Source organism: Mangrovicoccus sp. HB161399, assembly GCF_013184745.1.
Classification (GTDB): Bacteria; Pseudomonadota; Alphaproteobacteria; order Rhodobacterales; family Rhodobacteraceae; genus Mangrovicoccus.
Map to the genome: position 1 here is coordinate 33,135 of NZ_JAATVU010000012.1, position 23,165 is coordinate 56,299.

The following is a 23,165-nucleotide window of genomic DNA, read 5'->3' on the forward strand; positions in this document are numbered from 1 at the left end:
ATCTCTTGCGGCCCCTCCCGATGACCAGTCGCGCCCGCGTTCTGTACCGCTGCCCAATTTTCTCCTGACGTCCTGCGGACGCAGATCCGGGACAACATGCAAGGCCGGTCCCATCCCAGCCATTGCCGCGCAGGGCGCGGCCACGGCAATCGACTTGGTCCAGAGTCCTTCCGCGCCGACCGCCCCGATCGGACCTGTCGCCGCCGCATTCCCCGGTTCTCCGGCCGGCCCTGGGCGCAAGATGCGCCAACGCCGGCATTCCTCGCGGCGGCAAGCCGCCAGCGGTCTGTGCCCGCGCAAGAGCATGTTGGCCGGACAGCAATTGCCACGCTCGGTTCCGCTGGCCCGGACTTCCGCAGACCGCAGACTCCAGCGGCAGGCCCGCTCGAGCTCCCCGGCTCCCCTGCTCCTGCGGCTTGCCCTCCAGCGCACCGCTCAAGCGCCTGTCTCCGGACATTGTCCGGATCAGACGGCCCTGGCGATCCTGCGCCGCGCAGGGCCGCCCCGGCGGCAGCCCGCGAATGTGCCACCGTTCGAACCGGACTCGGCGGCCGGGGAACGGCAGCGCCGGAACGGATCTCCCATGCCGTGCCGGGTCATCACACCATGCTCTTCGGGCCGAAACCGCTCCTCCATGGGCGGGAGATCCTGCAGATCGACGGACACATGGCAAAGCTGGCGGCAAGGACCCATGCCGCCGCCAGGCCAACGGCCGGAACCGCTCCCGTCGGGGCGATCCGCAGACCGGACGGCAAGCGCGCGCTGCCCCAACGCGGCACTCCGGCTGGGACGGCCGGAGTGCCGTCCAGTCTCAGCCGAAGGCCTGCAGGCCGGTGATCGCGCGGCCGAGGATCAGCGCGTGGACGTCATGCGTGCCCTCGTAGGTGTTGACCGTTTCCAGGTTCTGGGCGTGGCGCATCACGTGGTAGCCGATCTGGATTCCGTTGCCGCCATGCATGTCCCGCGCTGCCCGCGCGATATCCAGCGCCTTGCCGCAGTTGTTGCGCTTGATCAGCGAGATCATCTCCGGGGCGAAGCGCCCCTCGTCGAAGAGCCGGCCGACCCGCAGGCAGGCCTGCAGCCCCAGAGCGATCTCGGTCTCCATGTCGGCGAGCTTCTTCTGGTAGAGCTGCGTCGCGGCCAGCGGTCGCTTGAACTGGTGCCGGTCGAGCCCATATTGCCGCGCCCGGTGGAAGCAATCCTCGGCCGCGCCCATCACGCCCCAGGCGATGCCGTAGCGCGCGCGGTTGAGGCAGCCGAAGGGTCCGCCCATGCCCTCGGTCCCGGGCAGCAGCGCCTCCTCGCCGACCTCGACATTGTCCATCACGATCTCGCCGGTGATCGAGGCCCGCAAGCTGAGCTTGCCGCCGATCTTGGGCGCCGTCAGCCCCTTCATGCCCTTCTCCAGCACGAAGCCGCGCACCTTGCCGCCATGCTCTTCGGATTTCGCCCAGACCACGAAGACATCGGCGATCGGCGCGTTGGAGATCCACATCTTCGACCCGGTCAGCCGGTAGCCGTCCGCAGTCCGGACCGCGCGGGTCTTCATCCCCGCCGGGTCCGACCCGGCATCCGGCTCTGTCAGGCCGAAACAGCCGATCCATTCGCCCGAGGCGAGCTTCGGCAGGTATTTCCGCTTCTGCGCCTCCGAGCCGTAGGCATGGATCGGGAACATGACCAGCGAGGACTGCACCGACATCATCGAGCGGTAGCCAGAGTCGACGCGCTCGACCTCGCGGGCAACCAGCCCGTAGGAGACATAGGAGGCGCCTGCCCCGCCGTATTCCTCGGGCACGGTGACGCCCAGGAGGCCGTTCTCGCCCATCTCGCGGAAAATCTCGGGATCCGTGCGTTCCTCCAGGAAGGCGTCCTCCACGCGCGGCAACAGCCGGTCGGCGGCAAAGGCCCGGGCGGCATCGGCGATCATCCGCTCTTCCTCGGCAAGCATCTCCTCCAGGAGAAACGGATCGGACCAGCTGAACGCGATCCCCTTGTGCGACGTCTTGGACATGGCTCCTCCTTCCGGCTGCCGGCGACATTCTGCGGCCGACCCTAGGCGGAACGCGCGGCAAAGGAAAACGGCTTTACGGACCCCCGTCCTGCCGGCCGGCCCTGTCGCGAAAATGCGGCGACAGCCGCAGTTTCCCTCCCCCGGGGCGCCCCATCCCGCGGCTGCGGCGACGCAGTCAGGGAACGGGCGGCAGGCACCGCCGGTCCGGCCGCCGCCGCGGATGTCCTTGGTCCGGACCTCGTGCACCTGGCGGTCAGAGACGCGCGGCACCACTCCTTGGCAGCGCCGCGCAGGTCCAGCCCTCCCGGCGCCGGGAAGTCGCCGGCCGAACCTCGTCCTCCGTCCGGCTCCAGCCTGCATTTCGGTCCGGCGGCCGCGGCTCCGGTCCCGCGAGTGGTCCCCCTGGAATGCCCTTGCGTTCCGCCACATCGGGTTGCAGGACCCGGCCCTGTCCGTTGTCGGCAAGCGGGAGCGGGGACATCACCCCCGCGCCTCGGCCGTGCCAGCCCGCCGCGGCGGAAAGCGATCCTATTTCCGACTCGGCTGCACACAGCTCCGACCGCGGTGACGTCCCTCTCCCCCAGGGGCGCGATGTCCGCGCGTCAACCCTGGGAATGAGGAGGTTCGGCAGACAATCCGGGAAACGCCCTGCCCGGGGACTGGCGCCTCGCCGGCCTTGCCTGAGTTTGCCCCGACCGCCCGGTCTCCGATGCATTGCTCTTGTCCCCGAACTGGGGGGGCATCGCGGGACTTGCCCGCCACCGGTCCCGGAGAGAACCTTGATGCCCATGTCCGTCCGGATCGCATTCGCCGGGGGAAACGTCTCCCGGACGATTTCACGGTCCCGCTCAGTCGCCAAATTCCCGCTGGACCACACGCTTGCCGGAAGGGGCTGCCCTCTGCGCCGCATCGGCAACGGACTGGACGAATGGAGAGCCGCACGCGGTCTGCGCCAGATGCCGGGAGTGCAGGCTCGCCGTCCTGCGTCCCGTCTCCGGAAACCCGCCCGCGCCATCCCTCCCGCATGCCGGAGCCGCGAGGCGCCTCCCAAGCATTGCGCAAGGATTTCGGGCTGCGGAAAATCCACAGCTTGCCATCATACCGCGGGTCCTCTCCGGCGGCCATGCCACGACGGCCCGGGGGCGGCTCCCTCCTCGCCGGCGTGCCGACCGGACCCGGGCTCAGGCCCCGGCGCTTCGGATGGCCGCGATTGCGCCGCCATCCCCAGTCCCGAGGATGAGCAGGCCGCCCTTGCAGGTTGCCGTGACCGTCTCCCCGATGTCGAGATTGCCGAGATAGGCGATGTCGCGCGTTGCGGGCGGGCCGGCCGAGGGAGCTGCCAATTCGGCAATCTTCGAGAAGGTAGGAAAATAGAGCAGTCCCGCCGCGTTGAAATCCAGTGCAGGGACCGGGGCATAGCGCAGGAGCGGCGCGGAGCTTTCGCCCCCGCCGCGGGCGGCGCGGGCCATGCCGCGGGCGCGGGCGTTCAGCGCCTGCAACTCCGGCGGGGCGGGCGGAACCTCCGCGAGGCCCGGAAGCGCGCTGCGCAGGAGGCGCCGGTTGGAGCCGGTCGCATCATGGCGCAGGAAGCAGCTGACCATGGCGATCCGCCCGATCCTGCCCGCGGGGCCGCGCAGGGAATGGACCGAGCCCAGCCGGTTCGGACCGAGGGAAAAAAGCCGGGAGCGGATCTGCGCCTCTTCCCCCAGAAGCCCCGGCGCCGGGACGAGCTGCAGGGAGGTGGCACAGAAGGCGGCATAGACCGGGCGCCCACCGGCATCGCGGAAGGCGGTGCCGTCCTGGCCGAGGCAGCCGGCGATCAGCGCCCAGTGCCGGTCGCCCGCCTCGCGCAGCAGCCATTGTTCGGACAGCCCCCAGGGCGAGAGCTGCGCCATGCCGAGCCGGATCAGGTCCCGGACCTCCGGCGCGTCCGCAGCCGAGGCAAGGCGCAGCGCGGCCGTCATGCCCCGACCTTCGCATCCGCGAGCTGCGCGGCGATCTGCGAGGCCAGGTGCGCGCTGTCCTCCTCGATGCCGAGGAAGCGGCCGGACCCCCAGGTATTGAGCCAGCCAAGCCCGATGAAATGCAGCCCCGGGTGCGCGGTGACGCCGCGATCGAAGACCGGCTTGCCGCGGGCGTCGAAGACATCCGCCTCGATCCAGCCGTAATCCGGGCGGAAGCCGATCGCCCACAGCACCGAGGTCACGCCCGCCTCCGCGAGATCCAGCGCCACCGGCTCTGCCTCCGGCTCCCAGAGCTTGGCGAAAGGCGGCTCTTCCGGCGCGTCGATGCCCTCGAGGGCGATCCAGGCGTCGATCACCTCGCGGATGCCGCAATAGCTGCGGTCGGCATCGTCGAGATTCTTCGCCAGATCCGGAAGGAAGCGGACCTGCGTGCCGTCCATGCCGGCAAGCGAGCCGTGCAGCGCGACGCCCTTCTCGACATGCCAGCGGCGCAGGTCGATCTCCTTGCCGCCGTCCCGGCCGGACATGTAGTGGTTGGTCTGGGTCAGGGCCTTCACCGGATCGGGATGCTCCGCGATGGTGACCGCGTAATGGCCCATGTCGTAGAGCCAGTCGGTGGCATCGCGGCCGCGGTATTTCCGCGGGCTGCGCGGGGCGGGACCGACGGCCAGATGCACCTTGCGGCCGGCGCGGGTGAAATCCTCCATCAGCTGCACGCCCGACTGGCCGGTGCCGACGATCAGCACGCCGCCCTCGGGGAACTGTTCCGGGTTGCGGTAGTCGACCGAATGCATCTGGAAGATCGCCGGGTCGAGATTCTTCGCGTAGTCCGGCTCGATCGGCGTGTCGTAGCCGCCGGTGGCGATGACCACCTGCTCCGCGCGCCAGCTGCCGATCGAGGTCTCCACGTCGAACCCGCCATCGGGCCGCGGCGCGACGCGGGTCACCTCGACGCCCTCGCGCAGGTCCGGCGCGGTCCTTTGGGCGAAGGCGTCGAGATAGCCGGTGATTTCGTCCTTCAGCATGAAGCCGTCGGGGTCGGTGCCGCCGTACTCCCCGTCATAGTGGAAGTCAGGCAGGCGGCACTGCCAGTTCGGGGTCACCAGGCAGAAGCTGTCCCAGCGGTTGGATCGCCAGGAATGGAACGCCTTGTGGCGCTCGAAGACGATGCTGTCGATGCCCTGCTTCTTCAGCTGGTACGCAACCGAAAGGCCGGCCTGGCCGCCGCCGATGATGGCGGCAGGGATGTGCGGGGCGGCGAGGTCCTTCATGGCGGGATCCTTCATTGGCTGATGGCGAGGCAGGCGATTTCCGCGCCCGGGGCCTCGCCGAGTGCGGCGACCCGGGCCTCGATGGCATCGAGCTGCGCCATCGCGGAGGTGCAGGCGAAGCCGTATTTGCGCTCCACCCGGTTCGAGGCGCGCTCCATCGCGATGCGGGCGCGGGCGAGGAAATCGGGGACAGGGTAGCTTTGCCCGGCGGTGAAGAGCTCGGCCACGACGGAGGAGGGCGAATAGAGCCGCTCCTCGGCGCCGTCGGGCCAGCGGACGGTCCAGTAGGTCTCAGGCATGGTTGCCTCCGAGGTCGAGATAGGGGGTGGCGGCATGGTCCCAGAACAGGGCCCGGTCCTGGCCGTCGGCCAGCGTGACGGCGGACCCTTCGGTGACGCGGCCGATGGCATTCGCGTCGATGCCGCGGGCGGCGAAGCGGGCGCAGACGGCATTGCTGTCCCGCGGGGCGACGGCGAGCAGGAAACCGAAGCTCGGAAAGGTCCTCAGCCAGCGCTCGGCGCCGATGCCCGGCGGCGGCGCGAGCGCGGCGAGGTCGATCTCGATGGAGACCCCAGAGCATTCCCCCAGCATCAGCGCTGTGCCGATGATCCCGCCCTGGCTGATGTCCTTGCCCGCCCGGACGAGCCCCGCTTCGGCAAGCTCGGGCAGCAGCGCCAGATCGCCCCGCAACCTTGCATGCGGCGCGTCGAGCGCAGCGCAGAAATTGTCGAAATTCACGTAGCGCCCGCGCGGGTCGGCGGCAGCAATGAGAAGGTCGCCGGGACGGGCGTCGAAGCTGGTGATCAAGGCATCGGCCTTGCCCAGGACAGAAACCGCCAGCCCGAGCGCGGGCGCGCCGAAATTCGTGTGGCCGCCGGCCAGCGGCACGCCATAGGCCTCCGCCGCGTCGCGCAGGCCTTGCATCAGCGGGCGGGCGGCCTCCGCCGAGGGCGCCCAGATCTGGTCGAGGATTGCCGTCGCCCGCCCGCCCATCGCGGCGATGTCGGAGAGATTGACCATCACGCCGCACCAGCCCGCAAACCATGGATCCGCAGCGACAAAGCCGGGGATGAAGCCCTCGCCCGCCAGCAGATCCCAGCCCGCGCCGTTGGGCAGTGCGGCAGCGTCATCGCCGGGACGGCCAGGCGACGCTGAAGTCAGACCCAGCCCCGCCGCCGCAAGGCCGATGCCGAGCTTCGAGCGGATCGAGGGATGCGCGCGCAGCCGCTCTGCAAGCGCCTCCAGCTCCGTGACGGCGGCGAGGCTCATGCCGCGACCCGCCGCGGCCGGTGATACCAGCCCGCCACCGGATCGGCGCAGGGCGGGTAGCGGTCCAGCCGCGCCTCCATCAGCGCATGGGGATGGCCGTGGATCGTCAGCTCGTCCTTCACGTCCCAGCGCAGACGGCGGAACAGCACGACGTTCTGCATCTGCACATGGGCGCGGAATGTGTGGCAGCCGCGGGCATTGGCGGTGGAGACCGCGAGCCGGATCAGCTCGGCCCCGAGACGCCCGACATTGCGGAAATCGCGGTCGACGGCGAGGCGCGAGCCCCACCAGAGGCCGGGATGCTCCTCGTGGATGCGCACCGTGCCGACCACCTGATCGGCCTCATGCGCATAGGTCGAGAGCGCCACAAGATGGGTGGCGATCAGGTCGGTCTCGTCGCGGTCATGGTCGGCGAAGATGCCCTGCTCCCCGACGAAGACGCGGTGGCGCAGATCGGCGGCGCCCCTAGCTTCCCAGCGGGTGGAGGCGGCGCGGATGTAGTAGCCGGGGACGTGGAAATCGCGCGGTTCGGGAAAGATCATGCCGGCACCTTGAGCTTTTCATAGGTGGAGAGCGCCGAGCAGGCCCCGCATTTGCCGCAGCCGGCCTTGATCTCGGAAGACCGCATGCCGGAGGCGACGACCATCTGGCCCAGCGGGCGCAGGATCGAGGCCATGAACTCCGACGTGGGCGCCGGGTGGCTTTCGAGCGGCGTGCCCGAGATCGGCACGAAGGGCACGACGAAAGGATAGACGCCCATCGTGCAGAGCTTTTCCGACATGGCGAGGATGTCCTCGGCGCTGTCGCCGAGACCGGCGAGGATATAGGTGGAGACTTGGCCGCGGCCGAAGACCTTCACGGCCGCCTCGAAGCTGGAGAAGTACTTTTCCAGCGGCACCGACGCCTTGCCGGGCATGATGCGTTCGCGCACCTCCTGCGTCACCGCCTCCAAATGCATGCCGAGCGCGTCGACTCCGGCCTCGCGCATCCGCTGGTGCCAGATGTCGTCCTCCGGCGGCTCGCATTGCGCCTGGATCGGCAGATCGACGGCGGCCTTGATCGCCCGCGCACTGTCGCAGAGCACCGCGGCACCGCGGTCGGAGCCCTTGGGCGTGCCGGTGGTCAGCACCATGTGGGTTACGCCGTCGAGCTCCACCGCGGCCTTCGCCACCTCGGCCAGCTGCTGCGGCGTCTTGTGCGCAACGGTGCGCCCCGCCGCCAGCGACTGGCCGATCGAGCAGAACTGGCAGGTCTTCTTTCGGCTCTCGTAGCGGATGCAGGTCTGCAGCACGGTAGTGGCCAGCACGTCCTTCGAATGCAGCACCGCGATCTTGTTCATCGCCACGCCGTCGCTGGTCGTCAGGTCGTAGAAATGCGGGCGCGCCGGAAAGCTGATCCGCGCGACCTCCGTGCCGTCGCGGGTGACGCGGGCCCGGCCGTCCGGACCGGGCGGCTCGACCAGATAGGGACTGTCGAAGGCGGGCGCGGTATGGACCGGGACCATCACGGTCACGTCGCCAAGCGTCACCGCCTTGTGGTCCGAAGGCCCTGCCCCGCCGCGGCGGCTCTCATGGCCCGCGCGCGGATCGGCGAGGCGCATGCCGCGGGTCTGCAGGTCGTTGATCAGGTCGGAGCGGTCTGTCTCAGGCATCTTCGGCGGTCTCCTCGGGCTCGGGCAGGACCTCGTGGCGGGTCTGGGCGGGGCGGGCGTCATGCAACAGGCTCAGGAGCTCGGGGCGTGCATAATGGCCGACCGAGTCCATCATCCGCTTGCGCTTGGCGATCAGCTTCATGTCCAGGTCGGCGATCACCATGCCCTCGCCTTCGGTCAGCGGCTCGGCCAGATGGCGGCCTTCGGGCGAGATGATGCAGGTCATGCAGCCCGAGCGCATCGCCTTCTGCAAGCTTGGATCGGGATGGATCTGCGCGATCTGTTCCTCGGTCAGCCAGCCGGTGGAATTGACCACGAAGCAGCCCGATTCCAGCGCATGGTGGCGCATCGTCACCTCGATCTGGTCGCGGAAGATGTCACCCACCAGCGAGCCGGGATAGTGCCCGGCATGGATCTCCTCGTGCTGGGCCATCAGCGCATAGCGGGCCAGCGGGTTGTAATGCTCCCAGCAGGCCAGCGCGCCGACACGGCCCGCAGCGGTCTCCACGACCTTCAGCCCGGCGCCGTCGCCCTGCCCCCAGACCATGCGTTCATGGTAGGTCGGCGTGATCTTGCGGCGCTTGAGCTTCAGCGTGCCGTCGGCATCGAAAATGAGCTGGGCGTTGTAGAGCGAGCCATGGTCGCGCTCGTTCACGCCGAGCACAACCACCGCCCCATGCTTTCGCGCAGCTTCGGCCACCGCTGCCATCTCCGGCGAGGGAATGGTGACGGCTTCCTTCATCAGCTCCAGATGCGGCGCGCCCTGCTGCACGGGCGGCAGCACGAAGGAGAAATACGGGTAGTAGGGCACGAAGGTCTCGGGGAAAACGATGAAGCGCGCGCCCTTGCCCGCAGCTTCGGCGATGGCGTTCAGCACGCGCTCGATCGTGCCTGCGCGCCCCGAGAGGTCGGGGGCGATCTGGACCGCAGCGGCGCGGATCGTGTCGGTTCTCATGGGCGGGGCCTCCTGACAGGGAGCAGCAGCGGTGCGGCGCGCACCAGAGGGGTCCGGGGAGACCGGGTGCGGTCTCCCCGGCTGCGGACGGGTCACACCGTCCAGGTGTCGAGGATCACGGCATTTGCCTTCTTGTGCAGCAGGATGCAGTCGAGAACGTCCTGCGGCGCGATCGGCACGATGCCGGGCAGCAGCGACGGCTCGCCATGGCCGTAGAGCGCCTGCAGCGCGAACCGGCAGGCATAGACCTTGCCGCCCTCGCCCATGAACTTCTTGAGGTTGACCGCGAAATTCTGGTGGCCCGGGAAGGCCTCGTCGCCGAGCGTCGGAAAGCCGCGCTGGATGCCCAGGGTCACGCCCGGGCCGTAGAGCAGGATCGAGGTCTCGTAGCCCTTGCGGTTCAGCCGGATGGCGTTCAGGATGTTGACGAGTCCGATGGAGCCTTCGAAGGCGACCGTGTGGAACGTGACCAGCGCCTTCTCGCCCTCGTCGGCCTTGACGTCCTCGAAGACCTTTTCCTCGTAATTGACGAAGAAATCCCCGTCCTTGTGCGCTTCCTTGGTAACTTCGGGCATCGCGATCTCCTTGGCTTGATGTCCTGGCACCGTGATGGACCGCCAAATGTCTGCAGTCAAATAGCGGTTCAATATCCATACAATTATTCCAGCAATGATTCGTCGACCGCTTATGCGATGGGCACTTTTCGCGCTTCCATGCCGACTATCCGAGCATGTCCGCCAGTCGATGGGTCCGCTTGGCGGAAAACATTCCGGAATTGATCTGAATCAATCTTCCATACATACAATCCGCTTCAATCGGGTCCAGTCCTGCGCTAGGAGACCCCATGACCGACTGGACCCCCCGCATCGCCGGCAGCGGCAAGCCGCGCTACCTGGCCATCGCCGAGGCGATCGCCGCTGACATCCGAGCAGGCACCCTGTCCCCGGGCGACCGGCTGCCGCCGCAGCGGCGACTGGCCGAGCGGCTGGGCATCGACTTCACAACCGTCAGCCGCGCCTATGCCGAGGCGCAGTCGCGCGGGCTGATCGACAGCCATGTCGGCCGGGGCACCTTCGTCGCGGTGCCCGCCCCCGCCGCCTTGCCGACCCTGCCCGACGAGGCGCGCGCAGGCGAGACCGATCTCAGCATGAACATGCCGCCCGAACCCGCCGATCCGGAGCTGCTGGCGCGGATGCAGGCGGGGCTGGCCTATGTCGGCGCGAACCTGGTGCCGCTCCTGCGCTACCAGTCGGCCGTGGGCAGCGAGAAGGACCGGGTCGCGGCCTCCACGTGGCTCAGCCTGCGCGGCATGGTTCCGCGGCTGGAACGCATCGCGGTGACGCCGGGGGCGCATGCCACAATGACCGCGATCCTGACGCTGCTGGCGCGGCCGGGCGACCGGGTGCTCTGCGAGCGGATCACCTATCCGGGGCTGCGCAACATCGCCGGGCGGCTGGGGATCGAGCTGGTCGGCGTGCCGATGGATCTCGACGGCATGCTGCCAGATGCGCTGGATGCGGCCATCCGCGAGAAGGCGCCGCGCGCGGTCTACATGAACCCGACGCTGCAGAACCCGACGACGCTGACGGTGCCCGTCGAGCGGCGGCTGGAACTTTCCGAGGCGATCAACCGCCACGGCATCCCGCTGATCGAGGACGACGCCTACGGCTTCATCCCGCCCAAGGCGCCCGCGCCGCTGGCGGTCAGCGCGCCGGAACTGACCTGGCATATCGGCGGGCTGGCGAAATGCATCGGCGCGGGGCTGAGGCTGGCCTACACCGTCGCGCCCTCGGGCCGCGACGCCCATGCGCTGGCGCAAGCCCTGCGCGCGACCTCCGTCATGCCCTCGCCGATCAACATGGCCCTGGCGACGCAATGGATCGAGGACGGCACTGCCGACAGCATCCGCCGCTTCATCCGCGCCGAAAGCGCGGCACGCCAGCAGATCGCCGCCGAGGCGCTGGACGGCCACCGCTACTGCTCGGAGGAGAACGCCTTCAACATCTGGCTCGCCCTGCCCGAAGGCATCGGCCGAGCCGACATCGTCGCGCGCATGGCCGGCCGGCCGCTCGGACTGATGCCCGCCGATGCCTTCACCGTGGCAGGCCCGGTCAGCGACAAGCTGCGGGTCTGCCTCGGCGGCGCCATCTCGCGCGACGCGCTGCGCGAGCAGCTCTTCTTCCTCGCCAATGTGATGGCCCCGAACGCCTTCATGGGATGACGCGAAAGGCCGCGCAGGAGGCCATGCCCCCTGCGCGGTGCGGGCTCAGCCCCTGGCCAGCTTCGCCAGCCGCGGCGCGGCCAGGGCCAGCACGATGACGGCGGCCTGCACCAGATACTGGACCGGCGTGCCCGCCCCCATGGCCAGGACCATCTGGCCGAGCTGGGTCATGAAGACCGCCGCGACGGCCGAGGCGACGACGCTGCCCTTGCCGCCGGTGAAGGGCGTGCCGCCCACCACCACCGCCGCGATCGAAGGCAGCAGGTAGTCATTCCCCGCCGTGATCGTCGCCGAGTTGATGAAGCCCGTGAAGAGGATGCCGCCGAGCGCGAAATAGAGCGCGCCGACCGCGTAGGTCCCGACCAGATAGGGCATCGACGGAAAGCCTGCCGCCGTCGCCGCTGCCGGGCTCGCGCCCACCGCGGTGAAGCGGCGCCCGAGCGGGGTGAAGCGGATCACCGCGGCCATCAGCGCCACCACGAGGGCCGAGAGGATCAGGATGGCCGGCAGGCCCGCGATCTTCAGGTGGACGAACTCCGCCAGCGCGGCGGGCGCGCTGATCGAGTTGCCGTTCGAGACATGCCGCGCCACGCCGGCATAGACCGCGCCGGTGGCCAGCGTCGCCACGATCGGGGTGATCCGGAAGACCGAGACCGCGATGCCGTTGACCAGCCCCATGGCCGCCGCTGCCGCGAAGGTGGCAAGCAGCGCCAGCGGCAGGGAACCGGTCTCCAGCGCCACGCGCGCCACAACCAGCCCCGAGACGGTCATGATCGCGCCCGAGGACATGTCGAGCCCGCGCTGCTGGATGATGACGGTCTGCCCGGCCGAGACGATGGCCAGCATTGCCGCAAAGGGCAGCATCGACAGGAGCGCCCCGGGCCGAACCGTTCCCGGCGCCAGAACCGCGGAGGCAGCGAAGACCAGCACCAGCGCGATCCAGACCCAGCCGAATTCCGACATCGACCCGAATTTGAGCCCGGGCAGGCGCCGCGGCTTGCCGTTGATCGTGTCCGTGGTCATGCCGATACCGCCTTGGATCTGGAGTAGGAATAGAAGGCCACCGCGAGGATGATCAGCCCGCCGAGCAGGTAGTTCTGCCAGGCCGGATCGAGCTGCAGGAAGGTGGCGGCCGAGTTGATGAGCGAGATGAAGAGCGCCCCCAGCAGCGAGCCGACGAAGAGCCCGCGGCCCCCGCGCAGCGCCGTGCCGCCGATCACCACCGCGGCGATCGAGGTCAGGGTATAGCCCATGCCCGCCCGCGGATCGCCGATCGCGACCTGCTCGATCATCATGATCGCGGCCAGCGCGGTCAGCACCGAGCAGCCGATATAGGCCGCGGCCTGCATCGCCATCGGACGGATGCCCGCGACCCGTGCGGCCTCGCCGTTGGAGCCGAAGGCGCGCCAGCGGATGCCCGCGCCCGAGCGCATCAGCGCGAGGTCGAGCAGGATGCCCGCGACCACCGCCACTGCGAAGCTCGCCGGGACCGGGCCGAAGCGGTGGCCGAGGATGTCGAGAATGTCGAAATCCGTCATCCCCGCCGGGACCGGGCGCAGGAGCAGCGAAACCGCCTGCACCGCCATGTAGGTCGCCAGCGTCGCCACCATCGGATGCAGCTTCAGCGGTCCGGCAAGCACGAAGTTCACCGCGCCGACCATGGCGGCGACAACGAGGATCGAGGCCCAGCCGAGGCTCGGAACCAGCCAGGGATCGCCGGAGAGGAAGAACGACCCGGTCACGGCGCAGAGCCCCATCAGCGGGCCGACCGACAGGTCGATGCCGCCGGTGAGCATCAGGAGGTGCTGGCCATAGGCCACCATGGCCAGCGTCGCGGTCATCGCCATCAGGTTGGTGAGAGAGCGTTCCGTGAGGAAATACGGGTTCACCGATCCTGCGACAGCGCCGAGGATCAGGATCGCCGCCGCGAGCATCAGGAAAGGCGCCCAGTCCGAAGAGCCGAGCCGCGCCAGCCGCCCGCCCCATTCGGCCGCTGCCGCGCGGGTGTTGGTGGCAGTCATCATCGCCTGGGCGATGGCGTCGTCATTGACCCGGTCGCCCGAAAGCTCGGCGACGATCTGGCCGCGCGAGAACACGTAGACCCGATCGCAGAGCCCGACGAGCTCGCCGCGGTCGGAGGAGACGACGATCTGGCTCATGCCCTCGCGGGCGGCCTGGCGCATCACCGAATAGATCTCGGCCCGCGCGCCCACGTCGACGCCCTGGGTCGGCTCGTCGAGCAGCAGCACCTCGGGATCGCCCGCCATGACGCTGGTCAGGATCACCTTCTGCGCGTTGCCGCCCGACAGCGAGGTGATCGGCGCCTCGATCCCGGCCATCTTCACGTCGAGCCGTCCCAGCGCTTCGCGGGCGCGGCGCTTCTCGGCCCCCATGGAGATCACGCCGCCTTTGGTGTCCTTCTCGATCGAGCGGACCGAGAAATTCTCGCGCACCGACAGGCCCGGCAGCAGGCCCTCGCGGTGGCGGTCGCCGGGGACGAAGCGGATGCCCGCCCTGCGCGCGTCGCGCGGCGAGGCGATCTTCACCAGCCGCCCGGCGACATTGATGCGGCCCTCGACCGGCTTCTGCCCGGCCAGGGCCCGCATCAGCTCGCGCTGGCCATGGCCGTCGATCCCGGCGAGGCCGACGATCTCGCCGCGGTCGACCCGCATGACGATGTCGCGGAAGCCGGGGCCGGAAACGCCGTGCAGCTCGAAGATGCGCTCGCCGGTCTCGCCCGGCCCGGCCTTCGGCGGGAAGGGACGCTCCACCCGGCGGCCTACGATCAGCGCGATGATGTCGTCCTCGTCGAGGTGATGCGCGTCGCGGGTGCCCACCTGCCGGCCGGAGCGCAGAACGGAGATGCGTTCGGCGATCTCGCGCACTTCGCGGATGCGGTGGGAGATGTAGACCACCGCGCAGCCCTTCGCCGCCAGCTCACGCACGACCTCGAAGAGCCGCGTGACGTCGCGGCCCGACAAGTGCTCGGTCGGCTCGTCGAGGATCAGGAGCCGCGGCTCGGAGGCGATGGCCTTGACGATCTCGACGATGAAGCGCTTTTCGGGCAGAAGGCTTTCGATCCGTGCGCCGGGGTCGATGCCGTGATCCTCGCGCCAGAAGGCGAGGCGCTCGCGCACGAAGGCGCTCAGCTCGCCCACCCCGGGGCGCAGCCGCGCGGGCAGGCCGACATGGATGTTCTCGGCCACGGTCAGGTCGGGCATCAGCGAAGGCTCCTGGCGGACGATGGCCAGGCCCTTCTCGCGCGTCTCGCCCGGATGGCCGGTCAGCGCCTCGCCGAAGAACCGCACGGTTCCTTCCTCGGGCACCAGCGCGCCCGAGGCCACGGCCATCAGTGTCGATTTCCCGGCACCGTTCTCTCCGACAAGCGCATGGATCTCGCCCTGCCGGATGGCGAGGGAAACATCGTCGAGCGCCGTGACGGGCCCGAAGCGCTTGGTGATGCCCTCCAGGAGGAGGGCATCTGTAGTCGTTGCGGACCCGGTCATGCGATCAGTTCCAGCCGAAGACTTTTTTCATGTCTTCCTCGGAGAGGAGCGACGACAGATCGGCATCCGGCGGCAGGTCGGCATTGCAGGGCAGCCCGACATTCTCGAAGGAGTCCACCGAGTTGTAGGGGATCAGTTCCAGGCTCTCGGGATCCTCGGTGCCCTCGAACTCGGCCAGCGCGCGGCGCAGCGCGAAGCGCACGATGGTGGTCGTGCCGTCGAGCGCGTAGAAGTCCCAGGGGTTGCCCGCTTCCTTGTCGGCTTCCCACTTGCAGTTCAGCTCGTTGCCCGAGGCGATGGTCAGCATCGCCGGGACCGGCTCGCCGGCCTGCTGGAAGGCGTTGACCGCGGCCAGCGCGCCCGGGCCGTGATCGGCGATGATCGCGTCGATCTTCGGATAGGTGGCGATCAGCCCCGCGGTGGCGCGCTGCGCGTCGGCCATGTTCCAGTTGGTGGTGACATAGGTGTCCTGCAGGAGCTCGATATCGGGATGCTTCTCCATCCCTTCCTTCAAGCCGTTGAAGAAGTTCGTCGAGGAGGCCGCGCCGGGCATGCCGCCCAGCATGACGATCTTGGCATTCTCGAAATGATCGCCGATCCAGTCGGCCCAGAGATGGCCTGCGACGGTCTGGTCCTGGTAGACATTGACGGTGTAGTCGCGGCCGGGCTGGCCCGTCAGCTTCGAGAAATAGGGCACCATGGTCACGCCCGCGCGGGTGGCGGCGCGGTAGGCCGGGATCGAGGCGTCGCCGAAATCGGCGAAGGCGATGATGATGTCGAAGCCCTGCGCAACGAAGCTGTTGATGTCGCTGTTGTATTTCTGCTGGTCGCCGCCCGCGTCGGAATAGCGGATCTCGGTGATGTTGGGGCATTTGGCGGCTTCGGCGCGCAGCTCCTGCTGCGTGGTGCGCCGCCAGGTGTCGCCGCCGATTCCGTCGATCAGCGCGATGCGCGCGGGCTTCGTGCCGCACATCGCGGCGATGTCGGCGCCTTCGCCCATTTTGGTGGGCTCTTCGGCCATGGCGGCCCCTGCGAGGGCCAGCGCGCCCGCGAGGGCCGAGGAAGCGAGGAGGAATTTCGTCATGGGAGGTCTCCGCTGTTGGTCTTGATTGTTTGGGTCATCTGGGCCCGCGGCGCCGAGGGGAGCTGCGCCGCGGGCATTCCGCACGGGGATGCGGAAGCTCAGGGCAGTCCGGCCAGCGCCGCCTCGATGCGAAGCGCGAGGCCCAGAAGCAGCCGGTCGGTGCCGATCGGGCCTTCCAGCATCATCCCGACAGGCAGCCCGTCGGCATCGAGCCCGGCCGGCAGGCTCAGCGAGGGCTGGCCGGTGATGGTGGCGATCTGGGTGTTCTGGGTGACGACCGGCAGGGTCGGGCGCGTCTCGCCCCCTGCCGGGATGGCCGCGTATTCCGCAATCCGCGGCGGCTGCACCGGCGAGGTCGGCGCCACCACGAGGTCGATGCCGTGGCGCGGGAAGAGCGCGCCGGTGGCGGCCTGCAGCTTTGCGCGTCCGTGCCGGACGATCGCGCGGTAGCTTGCCGCCTGGGCGGCGGCTGCGGCGGGCATGGCGTCGAAGATCGCGAGCACGTCCGGGCTGCCGAGCTTGGCGGCGAAGTCCGCGAAGCTGCAGCCGAGCCGTTCCGCGCAGAACTCCGTCCAGAAGGCATGGGCCTCGGCCATGGCCGTCGGGAAATCGGCCTCTTCCGCCACGGCGCGGTAGCCCATCGGCGGCAGCGGCACGATCTCGGCCGTTCCTGTCGCGACGAGATGGTCGAGAGCTGCGCGGAAGCGGGCCTCCAGCGGCGCGGAGTAGCCGGGCAGCGCATCTTCCGGCAGGCCGAGCCGCAGCTTTCGGTCCGGCAGCGCGGTCGCGGCCGCATCGTCCGGCGCGATCACCGCGTCGATCTCGGCGATGTCGGCCAGGGAGTTGGCCAGCACGCCGATCGTGTCGCGCATCCAGGAGATCGCCAGCACGCCCTCGCCGGAATAGCGACCGGTCGAGGGCCGGAAGCCCGCGACGCCGCAGAAGGCTGCCGGGATGCGGACCGAGGCGCCGGTATCGGTGCCGAGCGCGGCCGGAACGATCCCCGCCGCCACGGCCGCGCCCGAGCCGCCGGAAGAGCCGCCCGCCGTCCGCTCCGGATCGTAGGGGTTCATCACCCGGCCGAATTCGGCATTGTCCGAGGTGATGCCGAAGGCCAGCTCGTGCAGGTTCAGCTTGGCCGGCACCCAGGCCCCGGCCGCCTTCAGCGCCGCCACGGCCGGCGCATCGGCCAGGGGCATGTTGCCCCGGAGCGCGGGCGAGCCGCCGGTGGTGGCGAAGGGCAGCACGTCGGTATTGTCCTTGACCGCGATTGGCAGCCCGGCCAGCGGGCCCGAAAGCCCCTCGGGCGGCGCGTAGTCCTGCGCGATCACCGCATTCAGCGGGTTTTCCGCGGCGAGCGCGCCCAGCCGGGCCGCCAATGCAGGCAGCCCGTCGCGGGCGATCTCGGCACGGGCGGCATCGAGCGTGAGGCGCAGGGAGGAAAGGTCCTTCATCGGGCGGGTCCGTCAGGCAAGGGGAGGCCGGTCCGGTCCCAAGCGGGACCGGGCGGGCCGTCACGTTTCGTCGTGGATCAGGTCAGGCGGTGGCGGTGCTCACGGCGACGGGCTCCGCCGGCTTGCCGTGGCCATGGTGATGGTGATGGTGCGGATGCGCGTCCTCCATCGCGGGCAGGTCGCGGCGGAAACGGATCGGCTTGCCGTGCTCCGTGGCGATGTAGGACCGGCGCCAGTGCTCGGCCGCCTCCTCGATCTCGGTCCCTTCCGCCGCGCCGGTGGCGGCAAGGATCGTGGCCAGCGCCGCCGCCCATTGGCGGTAGTAGGCCTCTTCCGAGGTCTCGTCCGAGGCCTGCGGATTGGCCCGGATCTCGGCGGAGAAGGTCGCCACCCAGTCGCCCCAGCTGAACAGCCCCGCCTGCGCCGCCGCCATGGCGATGCCGAAGACCTGCGCGTGCCAGGGCTCGCCGAAGCCCGGCGCGCCGATCTCGGCCTGCCCCAGCGCGGCCAGGTCGCTGCGGCAGGGATCGAGCGCGGCGATGATGCTGCGAGTGTCCATCACAGATCCTCCAGGTAGCTTTCGTAGAGATCGATATAGACGGCGTCCTTCGGACCGGCATCCCGTCCCCAGAGGTCGGCCCCTTCGAAGCGCACCGTGTAGGTATGGTCCACCGCGCCGTAATCGCCGAGCGAGCGGGCATCGGCATAGAGGCAGGCGCCGCGGTAGGCGACGATGGTGCAGGGCTTGCCGCGGGTGTAGCGCGGCAGGCGGGTATGGGTCCTGGGATTCATGTTGATCGACCGCACCCTGTCGCCTTCCCTGTATTTCGGCGCGGCCGCGGCCTCGCCAGTCACCGGATGGTTGGTAGTGATCATCCTGCCCACCGTCTCGGGTTCCAGCGCGGACAGCTCCGCCGCCCAGGCCGGAAGCGGCTCGGTCGCGTGGCCGGTCGCCAGCTCCTCGGCCGTGGCGATGCCCTTCTCCTTGAGGTAGGTCTCGGTACCGTCGAGCCAGTGCTCGTAATAGGGCGAGGCCAGCCAGTGCAGCGCCTCGATCCGCTCCATCGAATGGCGCGCCTCGTCGGCGACCGCCAGCCCGGTCATCAGCGTCAGCAGATGCGTGCCGAGCGTGCGGCGTTCCCAGTCCTCGTGGAAGAACGGCTCGTTCTCCTCGAAGGGCAGCGGACCCATGCCATGCATGCCGCCGAGATCGTGGATCGAGTTCATGCCGGCTCTCCCTTGGCCGGAACCGCTGCCACGCCGGTGCCGATCATGGAGTCGCGGGTGACGAGCTCTGCCAGCTGTTCCTCGCTCCAGCCTTCGGTGCCTTCGGGGCGCATCGGCAGCACGAGATAGCGCAGCTCGTTGTTGCTGTCCCAGACCCGGACCTCGACATCATCCGGGATGGAGAGCCCGAATTCCTCCAGCACGGCGCGCGGCTCGATCACCACGCGCGAGCGGTAGGGCGCGGTCTTGTACCAGGTCGGCGGTAGGCCCAGCACCGGCCACGGGTAGCAGGAGCACAGCGTGCAGACGACGACGTTATGGACCTCCGGCGTGTTCTCGCAGACCACCATGTATTCGCCCTGGAAGCCGGCGAAGCCGAATTCCTCGATCGCGGCGGAGGCGTCCGTCATTAGCCGGGCCTTGTATGCCGGATCGGCCCAGGCACGGGCGACGACCTTCGCGCCGTTCCGCGGCCCCAGCTGATGCTCGAAGATGTCAATGATCGTGTCGACCGCGCCTTCCTTGATCAGCCCCTTCTCGATCAGGAGCTGCTCCATCGCCCGGACGCGGAGCGCCCTGTCGGAGGGCGGCGTGGTGCCGTGATGATGGTCGGACATGTCCATTCCCTGCTTTTCTCTGTCGTTCGTCCCCGCGGCTTCCCCGCAGTATCCAAGCCTATCATAGCCGGGGCAGTCCGGCGCGCTTTGCCGCGCGGGCCATTCGGATTGACCGGGCGGGCCGCCCCGGACTGCCTCAGAAGGTCTTCCAGTCGCCCGACTGCTCGAAGGCATGGGCCGCGCGGTAGATGGTTTCCTCGCCGAAGTGCTTTCCGACCAGCATCATCCCCACCGGCAGCCCGTCCGAGAGCCCGCAGGGCACCGACATGGCCGGGTGATGGGTGATGTCGAAGGGACAGGTGATCCCCACCATTTCCAGCGCGCGGTCCAGCGTTTCCCGCGACGGCCGGTCCGGCTCGGCCGGGAACGCCCTGGCCGTGACAGCCGTGGTCGGCATCAAGAGCAGATCGACCTCGGCCAGCTGCGCGTCATAGGCCGCGCGCAGGCGGCGGGCGATGTTCCAGGCCTTGCCGTAGAAGCGCGTGCCGTAGGTGTCGGTGAAATAGCGCCCCGCCATCAGCGCGATCTTGGCCGTGGGCGACAGGTCGTCCGCCTGCCGCCGCCAGCCGCGATAGGCATCCATCATGCCGACCGCGTAGAGGTCGTTGCGCGAGGCGCCGTAGCCGTCGCCCTCGAACATGGTGACATAGGCGCCCTCGGTGCAGATCGGCTCGAAGATCGCGCCCGCCTGCAGATGCATCGGAACCGAGACCTCAACCAGCTCTGCACCAAGCGTCTCCAGCCGGCTTGCCGCCGCGCGGACCTTCGCGTTCACCGCCGGATCGGCATGGCGGTCCATGAAGCCCTCGGCCAGGACGCCGATCTTCATGCCCCGGATATCGCCGGTCAGCGCCTTCGTGTACTCCTTGACCTCGGGCGCCTTGATCCGCGGATCGTAGCCGTCATCGCCGGCGATCACCTCGAGGAGCAGCGCGTTGTCCTCGACCGTGCGGGTCATCGGCCCGGCATGGTCGATCATGATCTCGATCGGCATGATGCCGGTATAGGGCACCAGGCCGTGGGTCGGCTTCATCCCGTAGATACCGCAGAAGGACGACGGCATGCGGATCGAGCCGCCCTGGTCGCAGCCGATCGACATGTCGACCTCGCCGGTCGCCACGGTCACCGCCGAGCCCGAGGAGGACCCGCCCGCGGAATAGCCGTGCTTCCACGGGTTGTGGACCGGGCCGGCCGCATTGGTGAAGGAGCTGCCGGTCATGCAGAGAAGCTCGCAATGCGCCTTGCCCGCGATCTCGCCGCCGGCATCGAGGATGCGCGTCACCACGGTGGCGTCGAAATCGGGGATGTACTTCTCCAGCGCCATCAGCCCGTTCATCATCGGCACGCCGGCCAGCATGATGTTGTCCTTGAGCGAGACCTTCTTGCCCTTCAGCTTGCCTGTCTCGGCGCCCCTGATCGCGGTCTTCACGAACCAGGCATTGTGCGGGTTCCCTTCCGGCGCGGGGCGGTAGCCGGGCGTGCGCGGATAGGCGACCTGCGGGATCTCGTCGGGCATCTCGGCGACGGCGCGGTAGGACGCGGCCCGCGCGCCGATCGCGGCGCGGTACTCCTCCAGCTGCTCCTCGGGCAGCGAGAGCCCGCATTTCCGCGCGGTCTCGCGCAGCTGGTCGAGGGTCGGCACTTGCACAGCCATGTCGTCGTCAATCCGTTCCGTTTCATCCGATGATCCCGGAATACAGGCGCTCCGGCCGCCCGGCTTTGCTGGCCCGGCCAATCGCCTTGGCCCGCCGGGCCAGAGCCGCTTTCGCCGTTGATCGCACGGGCCGCGCCGTTCCAGGACAGGGGCATCAGAGACGCGCCAGGCCCCGCCAAGACGGCCGGCGCCCGACAGGAGCCCCCCAGACATGACCAAGCTTTCCCGCCTCGCCCTGCCCGCCGCCCTGCTGTCCTGCGGCCCCGCGCTCGCGCATCATGCGATGGGCGGCGTCCAGCCCTCGACCGCGCTGCAATCCGTGATCAGCGGCCTCGCCCATCCGGTGATCGGCATCGACCACCTTGCCTTCGTCGTGCTGGCCGGGCTCGCCTCGCTGCGCCAGGGCCGCATCCTCGCCGGTCCCGCGGCCTTTGCCCTGGCCTGCGTGGCAGGCTGCGCGCTGATGCTCGCGGGCGTCGCCCTGCCCTTTGCCGAGCTGGCCATCACCGGCTCCGTCCTGCTCCTCGGCGTCATGCTGGCGGGCGGCACGGCGCTGGCGCGGCTGCCGCTCCTGCCGGTGCTCGGGTTCTTCGGCCTGTTCCACGGCTGGGCCTATGGCGCGTCCATGATCGGCGCACAGACCGGCAACATCGCCGCCTACATGGCCGGCTTCGCCATCATCCAGACCGCGATCGGCGCGGGCACCGCGCTGCTGGCGCGCCGCCTGCGCAGCGACGCCGCCGCCATCGCGGCGCGCGAACGGCTGGCCGCCGCGCTCTGCGCCGGCGTCGGTGCCGCGCTGCTGATCGAGACCGCCGAAGCGATGATCTTCGCCTGATCCCCCGGGGCCGCGCCTGCCGGGCGCGGCCGCTTGCGTTCAAGGACCCTCCCCGATGGATATTTCCCGCCTCAGCCTCTGCGATCTCGCAGAGCACCTGCGGAGCCGCACGCTCCGCTCCGCCGATGTCACGCAGCTGATGCTCGACCGCATCGCCGCCTCCGGTCTCGGCGCCTTCATCGCCGTGCTTCCGGAAACGGCCATGGACGCCGCCCGGGCCGCCGACCGGGCGCTCGACGCCGCTGCGGAGAGCGGCACCGCCCTGCCCCGGCTGACCGGCGTGCCGGTCGCGCTGAAGGACATCTACGACCTCGAAGGGGTCGCCACGACCGGCGGCATGGGCTTCCGCCACGACGCCATCGCCACCCGGGACGCCACCGCCACCGCGCGGCTGAAGGCGGCGGGCGCGGTGATCCTCGGCAAGACCGCCCTGACCGAGGGCGTCCATGCCGAGCACACCCATTTCCCGGCCCCGGCCAACCCCTGGAACGCGGCGCGCTGGTGCGGCGCCTCCTCCTCGGGCAGCGGCGTCGCGGTGGCGGCGGGGCTGTGCTACATGGGGCTGGCCTCCGAGACCGGCGGATCGATCCGCATCCCCGCGGCGATGAACGGCGTCACCGGACTGAAGCCGACATGGGGACGGGTCAGCCGCGCCGGCGCCTTCGAGCTGGCGGCCACACTCGACCATGTCGGACCGCTGGCACGCAGCGCCGCGGACGCCGCCGAGACGCTCTGGACCCTGGCCGGGCCGGATCCGCGCGACCCGACCGCGACGCACCGGAGGCTGCCGCCGCTGGCCGAGATCCCCGGCGACGTGAAGGGCCTGCGCATCGGCGTCGATCTGGCGGCGAATTCAGCCGGGACCGATCCCGAGCATGTCGCGGCGCATGAGGCCATGCTGGAGGTGCTGGCCGCCGCGGGGGCGGAAATCGTCGCGGTCAGGACGCCGGATCCGTCGGAGATGATCTGGGACTGGTTCGCGATCTGCGCCACCCAGACGGCGCTGGCCCACAGGGACACCTATCCGGCGCGCCGGGACGAATACGGCCCCGCGCTGGCCGAGCTGATCGAGAAGGGCCGCAGCCTGGCGGGCATGGAGCTTCAGGACGTGATCCGCCGCCGCCGCGAATTCCGCGGCGCCTTCGAGGCGCTGTTCGGGTCTGTCGATCTGGTGGCAACGCCCGCCATGGCCTTCTCGGCGCCGCGCACCGAGGACATGGCGCGCGCCTCCGACGAGATCATCACCGGGCTGCACCGCTTCACCTGCCCCTACACGATGTCGGGCCACCCGGCTCTGTCGATGCCCGCGGGCATCCACGGCGACGGCATGCCGATCAATGCCCAGCTGCTGGGCCCGCTGATGGGAGAGGCCGCGCTGGTCCGCGCGGGCATGGCCTTCCAGGCGGCGACGGCGCATCACCTGCGCCATCCGTGACCCGCCGG

The 23,165-nt window shown here is 69.6% G+C and carries 20 protein-coding genes; 3 read left to right on the forward strand and 17 right to left on the reverse strand.

The window, feature by feature from the left end:
- Positions 1–811: 811 nt before the first annotated feature.
- From HCC78_RS08970 to HCC78_RS09010, 9 genes are all read right to left on the reverse strand, one after another.
- Positions 812–2,011, reverse strand: coding sequence for an acyl-CoA dehydrogenase (locus tag HCC78_RS08970; RefSeq protein ID WP_172328421.1), 1,200 nt, complete (start codon positions 2,009–2,011; stop codon positions 812–814).
- A 1,181-nt stretch (positions 2,012–3,192) separates the two neighbouring features.
- Positions 3,193–3,975, reverse strand: a complete 783-nt coding sequence (locus HCC78_RS08975; protein WP_172328422.1) for a Pnap_2097 family protein — start codon at positions 3,973–3,975, stop codon at positions 3,193–3,195.
- The gene (locus HCC78_RS08980; RefSeq protein ID WP_172328423.1) at positions 3,972–5,246 is read right to left on the reverse strand and encodes an MSMEG_0569 family flavin-dependent oxidoreductase; all 1,275 of its coding nucleotides are present in this window, start codon (positions 5,244–5,246) and stop codon (positions 3,972–3,974) included. Before HCC78_RS08980 ends, HCC78_RS08975 begins: the two co-directional genes overlap by 4 nt.
- 11 nt (positions 5,247–5,257) lie before the next feature.
- Entirely contained in the window at positions 5,258–5,545 is a 288-nt protein-coding gene (locus tag HCC78_RS08985) for an MSMEG_0570 family nitrogen starvation response protein (protein ID WP_172328424.1), read from the reverse strand.
- A complete protein-coding gene (locus tag HCC78_RS08990) occupies positions 5,538–6,515 on the reverse strand; it encodes a sll0787 family AIR synthase-like protein (protein WP_172328425.1) in 978 nt (325 codons plus the stop codon). Before HCC78_RS08990 ends, HCC78_RS08985 begins: the two co-directional genes overlap by 8 nt.
- On the reverse strand, positions 6,512–7,057 hold the full coding sequence (locus HCC78_RS08995) for an MSMEG_0567/Sll0786 family nitrogen starvation N-acetyltransferase (protein WP_172328426.1): 546 nt from the start codon (positions 7,055–7,057) through the stop codon (positions 6,512–6,514). The genes HCC78_RS08990 and HCC78_RS08995 overlap by 4 nt, the downstream gene beginning before the upstream one ends.
- Positions 7,054–8,166, reverse strand: a complete 1,113-nt coding sequence (locus tag HCC78_RS09000) for an MSMEG_0568 family radical SAM protein (protein ID WP_172328427.1) — start codon at positions 8,164–8,166, stop codon at positions 7,054–7,056. Before HCC78_RS09000 ends, HCC78_RS08995 begins: the two co-directional genes overlap by 4 nt.
- Positions 8,159–9,121: a Nit6803 family nitrilase gene (locus tag HCC78_RS09005; RefSeq protein ID WP_172328429.1), complete on the reverse strand. Its 963-nt coding sequence runs from the start codon at positions 9,119–9,121 to the stop codon at positions 8,159–8,161. The genes HCC78_RS09000 and HCC78_RS09005 overlap by 8 nt, the downstream gene beginning before the upstream one ends.
- Before the next feature lie 92 nt (positions 9,122–9,213).
- On the reverse strand, positions 9,214–9,696 hold the full coding sequence (locus HCC78_RS09010) for an MSMEG_0572/Sll0783 family nitrogen starvation response protein (RefSeq protein ID WP_172328430.1): 483 nt from the start codon (positions 9,694–9,696) through the stop codon (positions 9,214–9,216).
- A gap of 269 nt (positions 9,697–9,965) precedes the next feature.
- On the opposite strand from HCC78_RS09010, the gene HCC78_RS09015 reads away from it, so the two are divergent.
- On the forward strand, positions 9,966–11,342 hold the full coding sequence (locus HCC78_RS09015; RefSeq protein ID WP_172328432.1) for a PLP-dependent aminotransferase family protein: 1,377 nt from the start codon (positions 9,966–9,968) through the stop codon (positions 11,340–11,342).
- Between the two features lie 45 nt (positions 11,343–11,387).
- Here the strand turns inward: HCC78_RS09015 and HCC78_RS09020 are convergent, their stop codons facing one another.
- The 8 genes from HCC78_RS09020 to HCC78_RS09055 form a co-directional block, all read right to left on the reverse strand.
- Entirely contained in the window at positions 11,388–12,365 is a 978-nt protein-coding gene (locus tag HCC78_RS09020; protein WP_216671080.1) for an ABC transporter permease, read from the reverse strand.
- On the reverse strand, positions 12,362–14,848 hold the full coding sequence (locus HCC78_RS09025; RefSeq protein WP_172328433.1) for an ATP-binding cassette domain-containing protein: 2,487 nt from the start codon (positions 14,846–14,848) through the stop codon (positions 12,362–12,364). Before HCC78_RS09025 ends, HCC78_RS09020 begins: the two co-directional genes overlap by 4 nt.
- A 4-nt stretch (positions 14,849–14,852) precedes the next feature.
- Positions 14,853–15,932 (reverse strand): substrate-binding domain-containing protein, encoded by a 1,080-nt coding sequence (locus HCC78_RS09030; protein ID WP_172328435.1) that lies wholly within the window; start codon positions 15,930–15,932, stop codon positions 14,853–14,855.
- Positions 15,933–16,030: 98 nt separating this feature from the next.
- Positions 16,031–17,386: an amidase family protein gene (locus HCC78_RS09035; protein WP_172328437.1), complete on the reverse strand. Its 1,356-nt coding sequence runs from the start codon at positions 17,384–17,386 to the stop codon at positions 16,031–16,033.
- Positions 17,387–17,468: 82 nt separating this feature from the next.
- On the reverse strand, positions 17,469–17,945 hold the full coding sequence (locus HCC78_RS09040; RefSeq protein WP_172328438.1) for a nitrile hydratase accessory protein: 477 nt from the start codon (positions 17,943–17,945) through the stop codon (positions 17,469–17,471).
- On the reverse strand, positions 17,945–18,613 hold the full coding sequence (gene nthB / locus HCC78_RS09045) for a nitrile hydratase subunit beta (RefSeq protein ID WP_172328439.1): 669 nt from the start codon (positions 18,611–18,613) through the stop codon (positions 17,945–17,947). The genes HCC78_RS09040 and nthB overlap by 1 nt, the downstream gene beginning before the upstream one ends.
- Entirely contained in the window at positions 18,610–19,236 is a 627-nt protein-coding gene (gene nthA / locus HCC78_RS09050; protein WP_216671081.1) for a nitrile hydratase subunit alpha, read from the reverse strand. Before nthA ends, nthB begins: the two co-directional genes overlap by 4 nt.
- Positions 19,237–19,366: 130 nt before the next feature.
- Entirely contained in the window at positions 19,367–20,884 is a 1,518-nt protein-coding gene (locus HCC78_RS09055) for an amidase (RefSeq protein WP_172328441.1), read from the reverse strand.
- A 211-nt stretch (positions 20,885–21,095) separates the two neighbouring features.
- Here HCC78_RS09055 and HCC78_RS09060 point away from each other — a divergent pair, with 211 nt between their 5' ends.
- Together HCC78_RS09060 and HCC78_RS09065 are read left to right on the forward strand one after the other, a co-directional pair.
- Positions 21,096–21,722 (forward strand): HupE/UreJ family protein, encoded by a 627-nt coding sequence (locus HCC78_RS09060; RefSeq protein WP_172328442.1) that lies wholly within the window; start codon positions 21,096–21,098, stop codon positions 21,720–21,722.
- A 55-nt stretch (positions 21,723–21,777) separates the two neighbouring features.
- Positions 21,778–23,157 (forward strand): amidase, encoded by a 1,380-nt coding sequence (locus tag HCC78_RS09065; protein WP_172328443.1) that lies wholly within the window; start codon positions 21,778–21,780, stop codon positions 23,155–23,157.
- Positions 23,158–23,165: the final 8 nt, after the last annotated feature.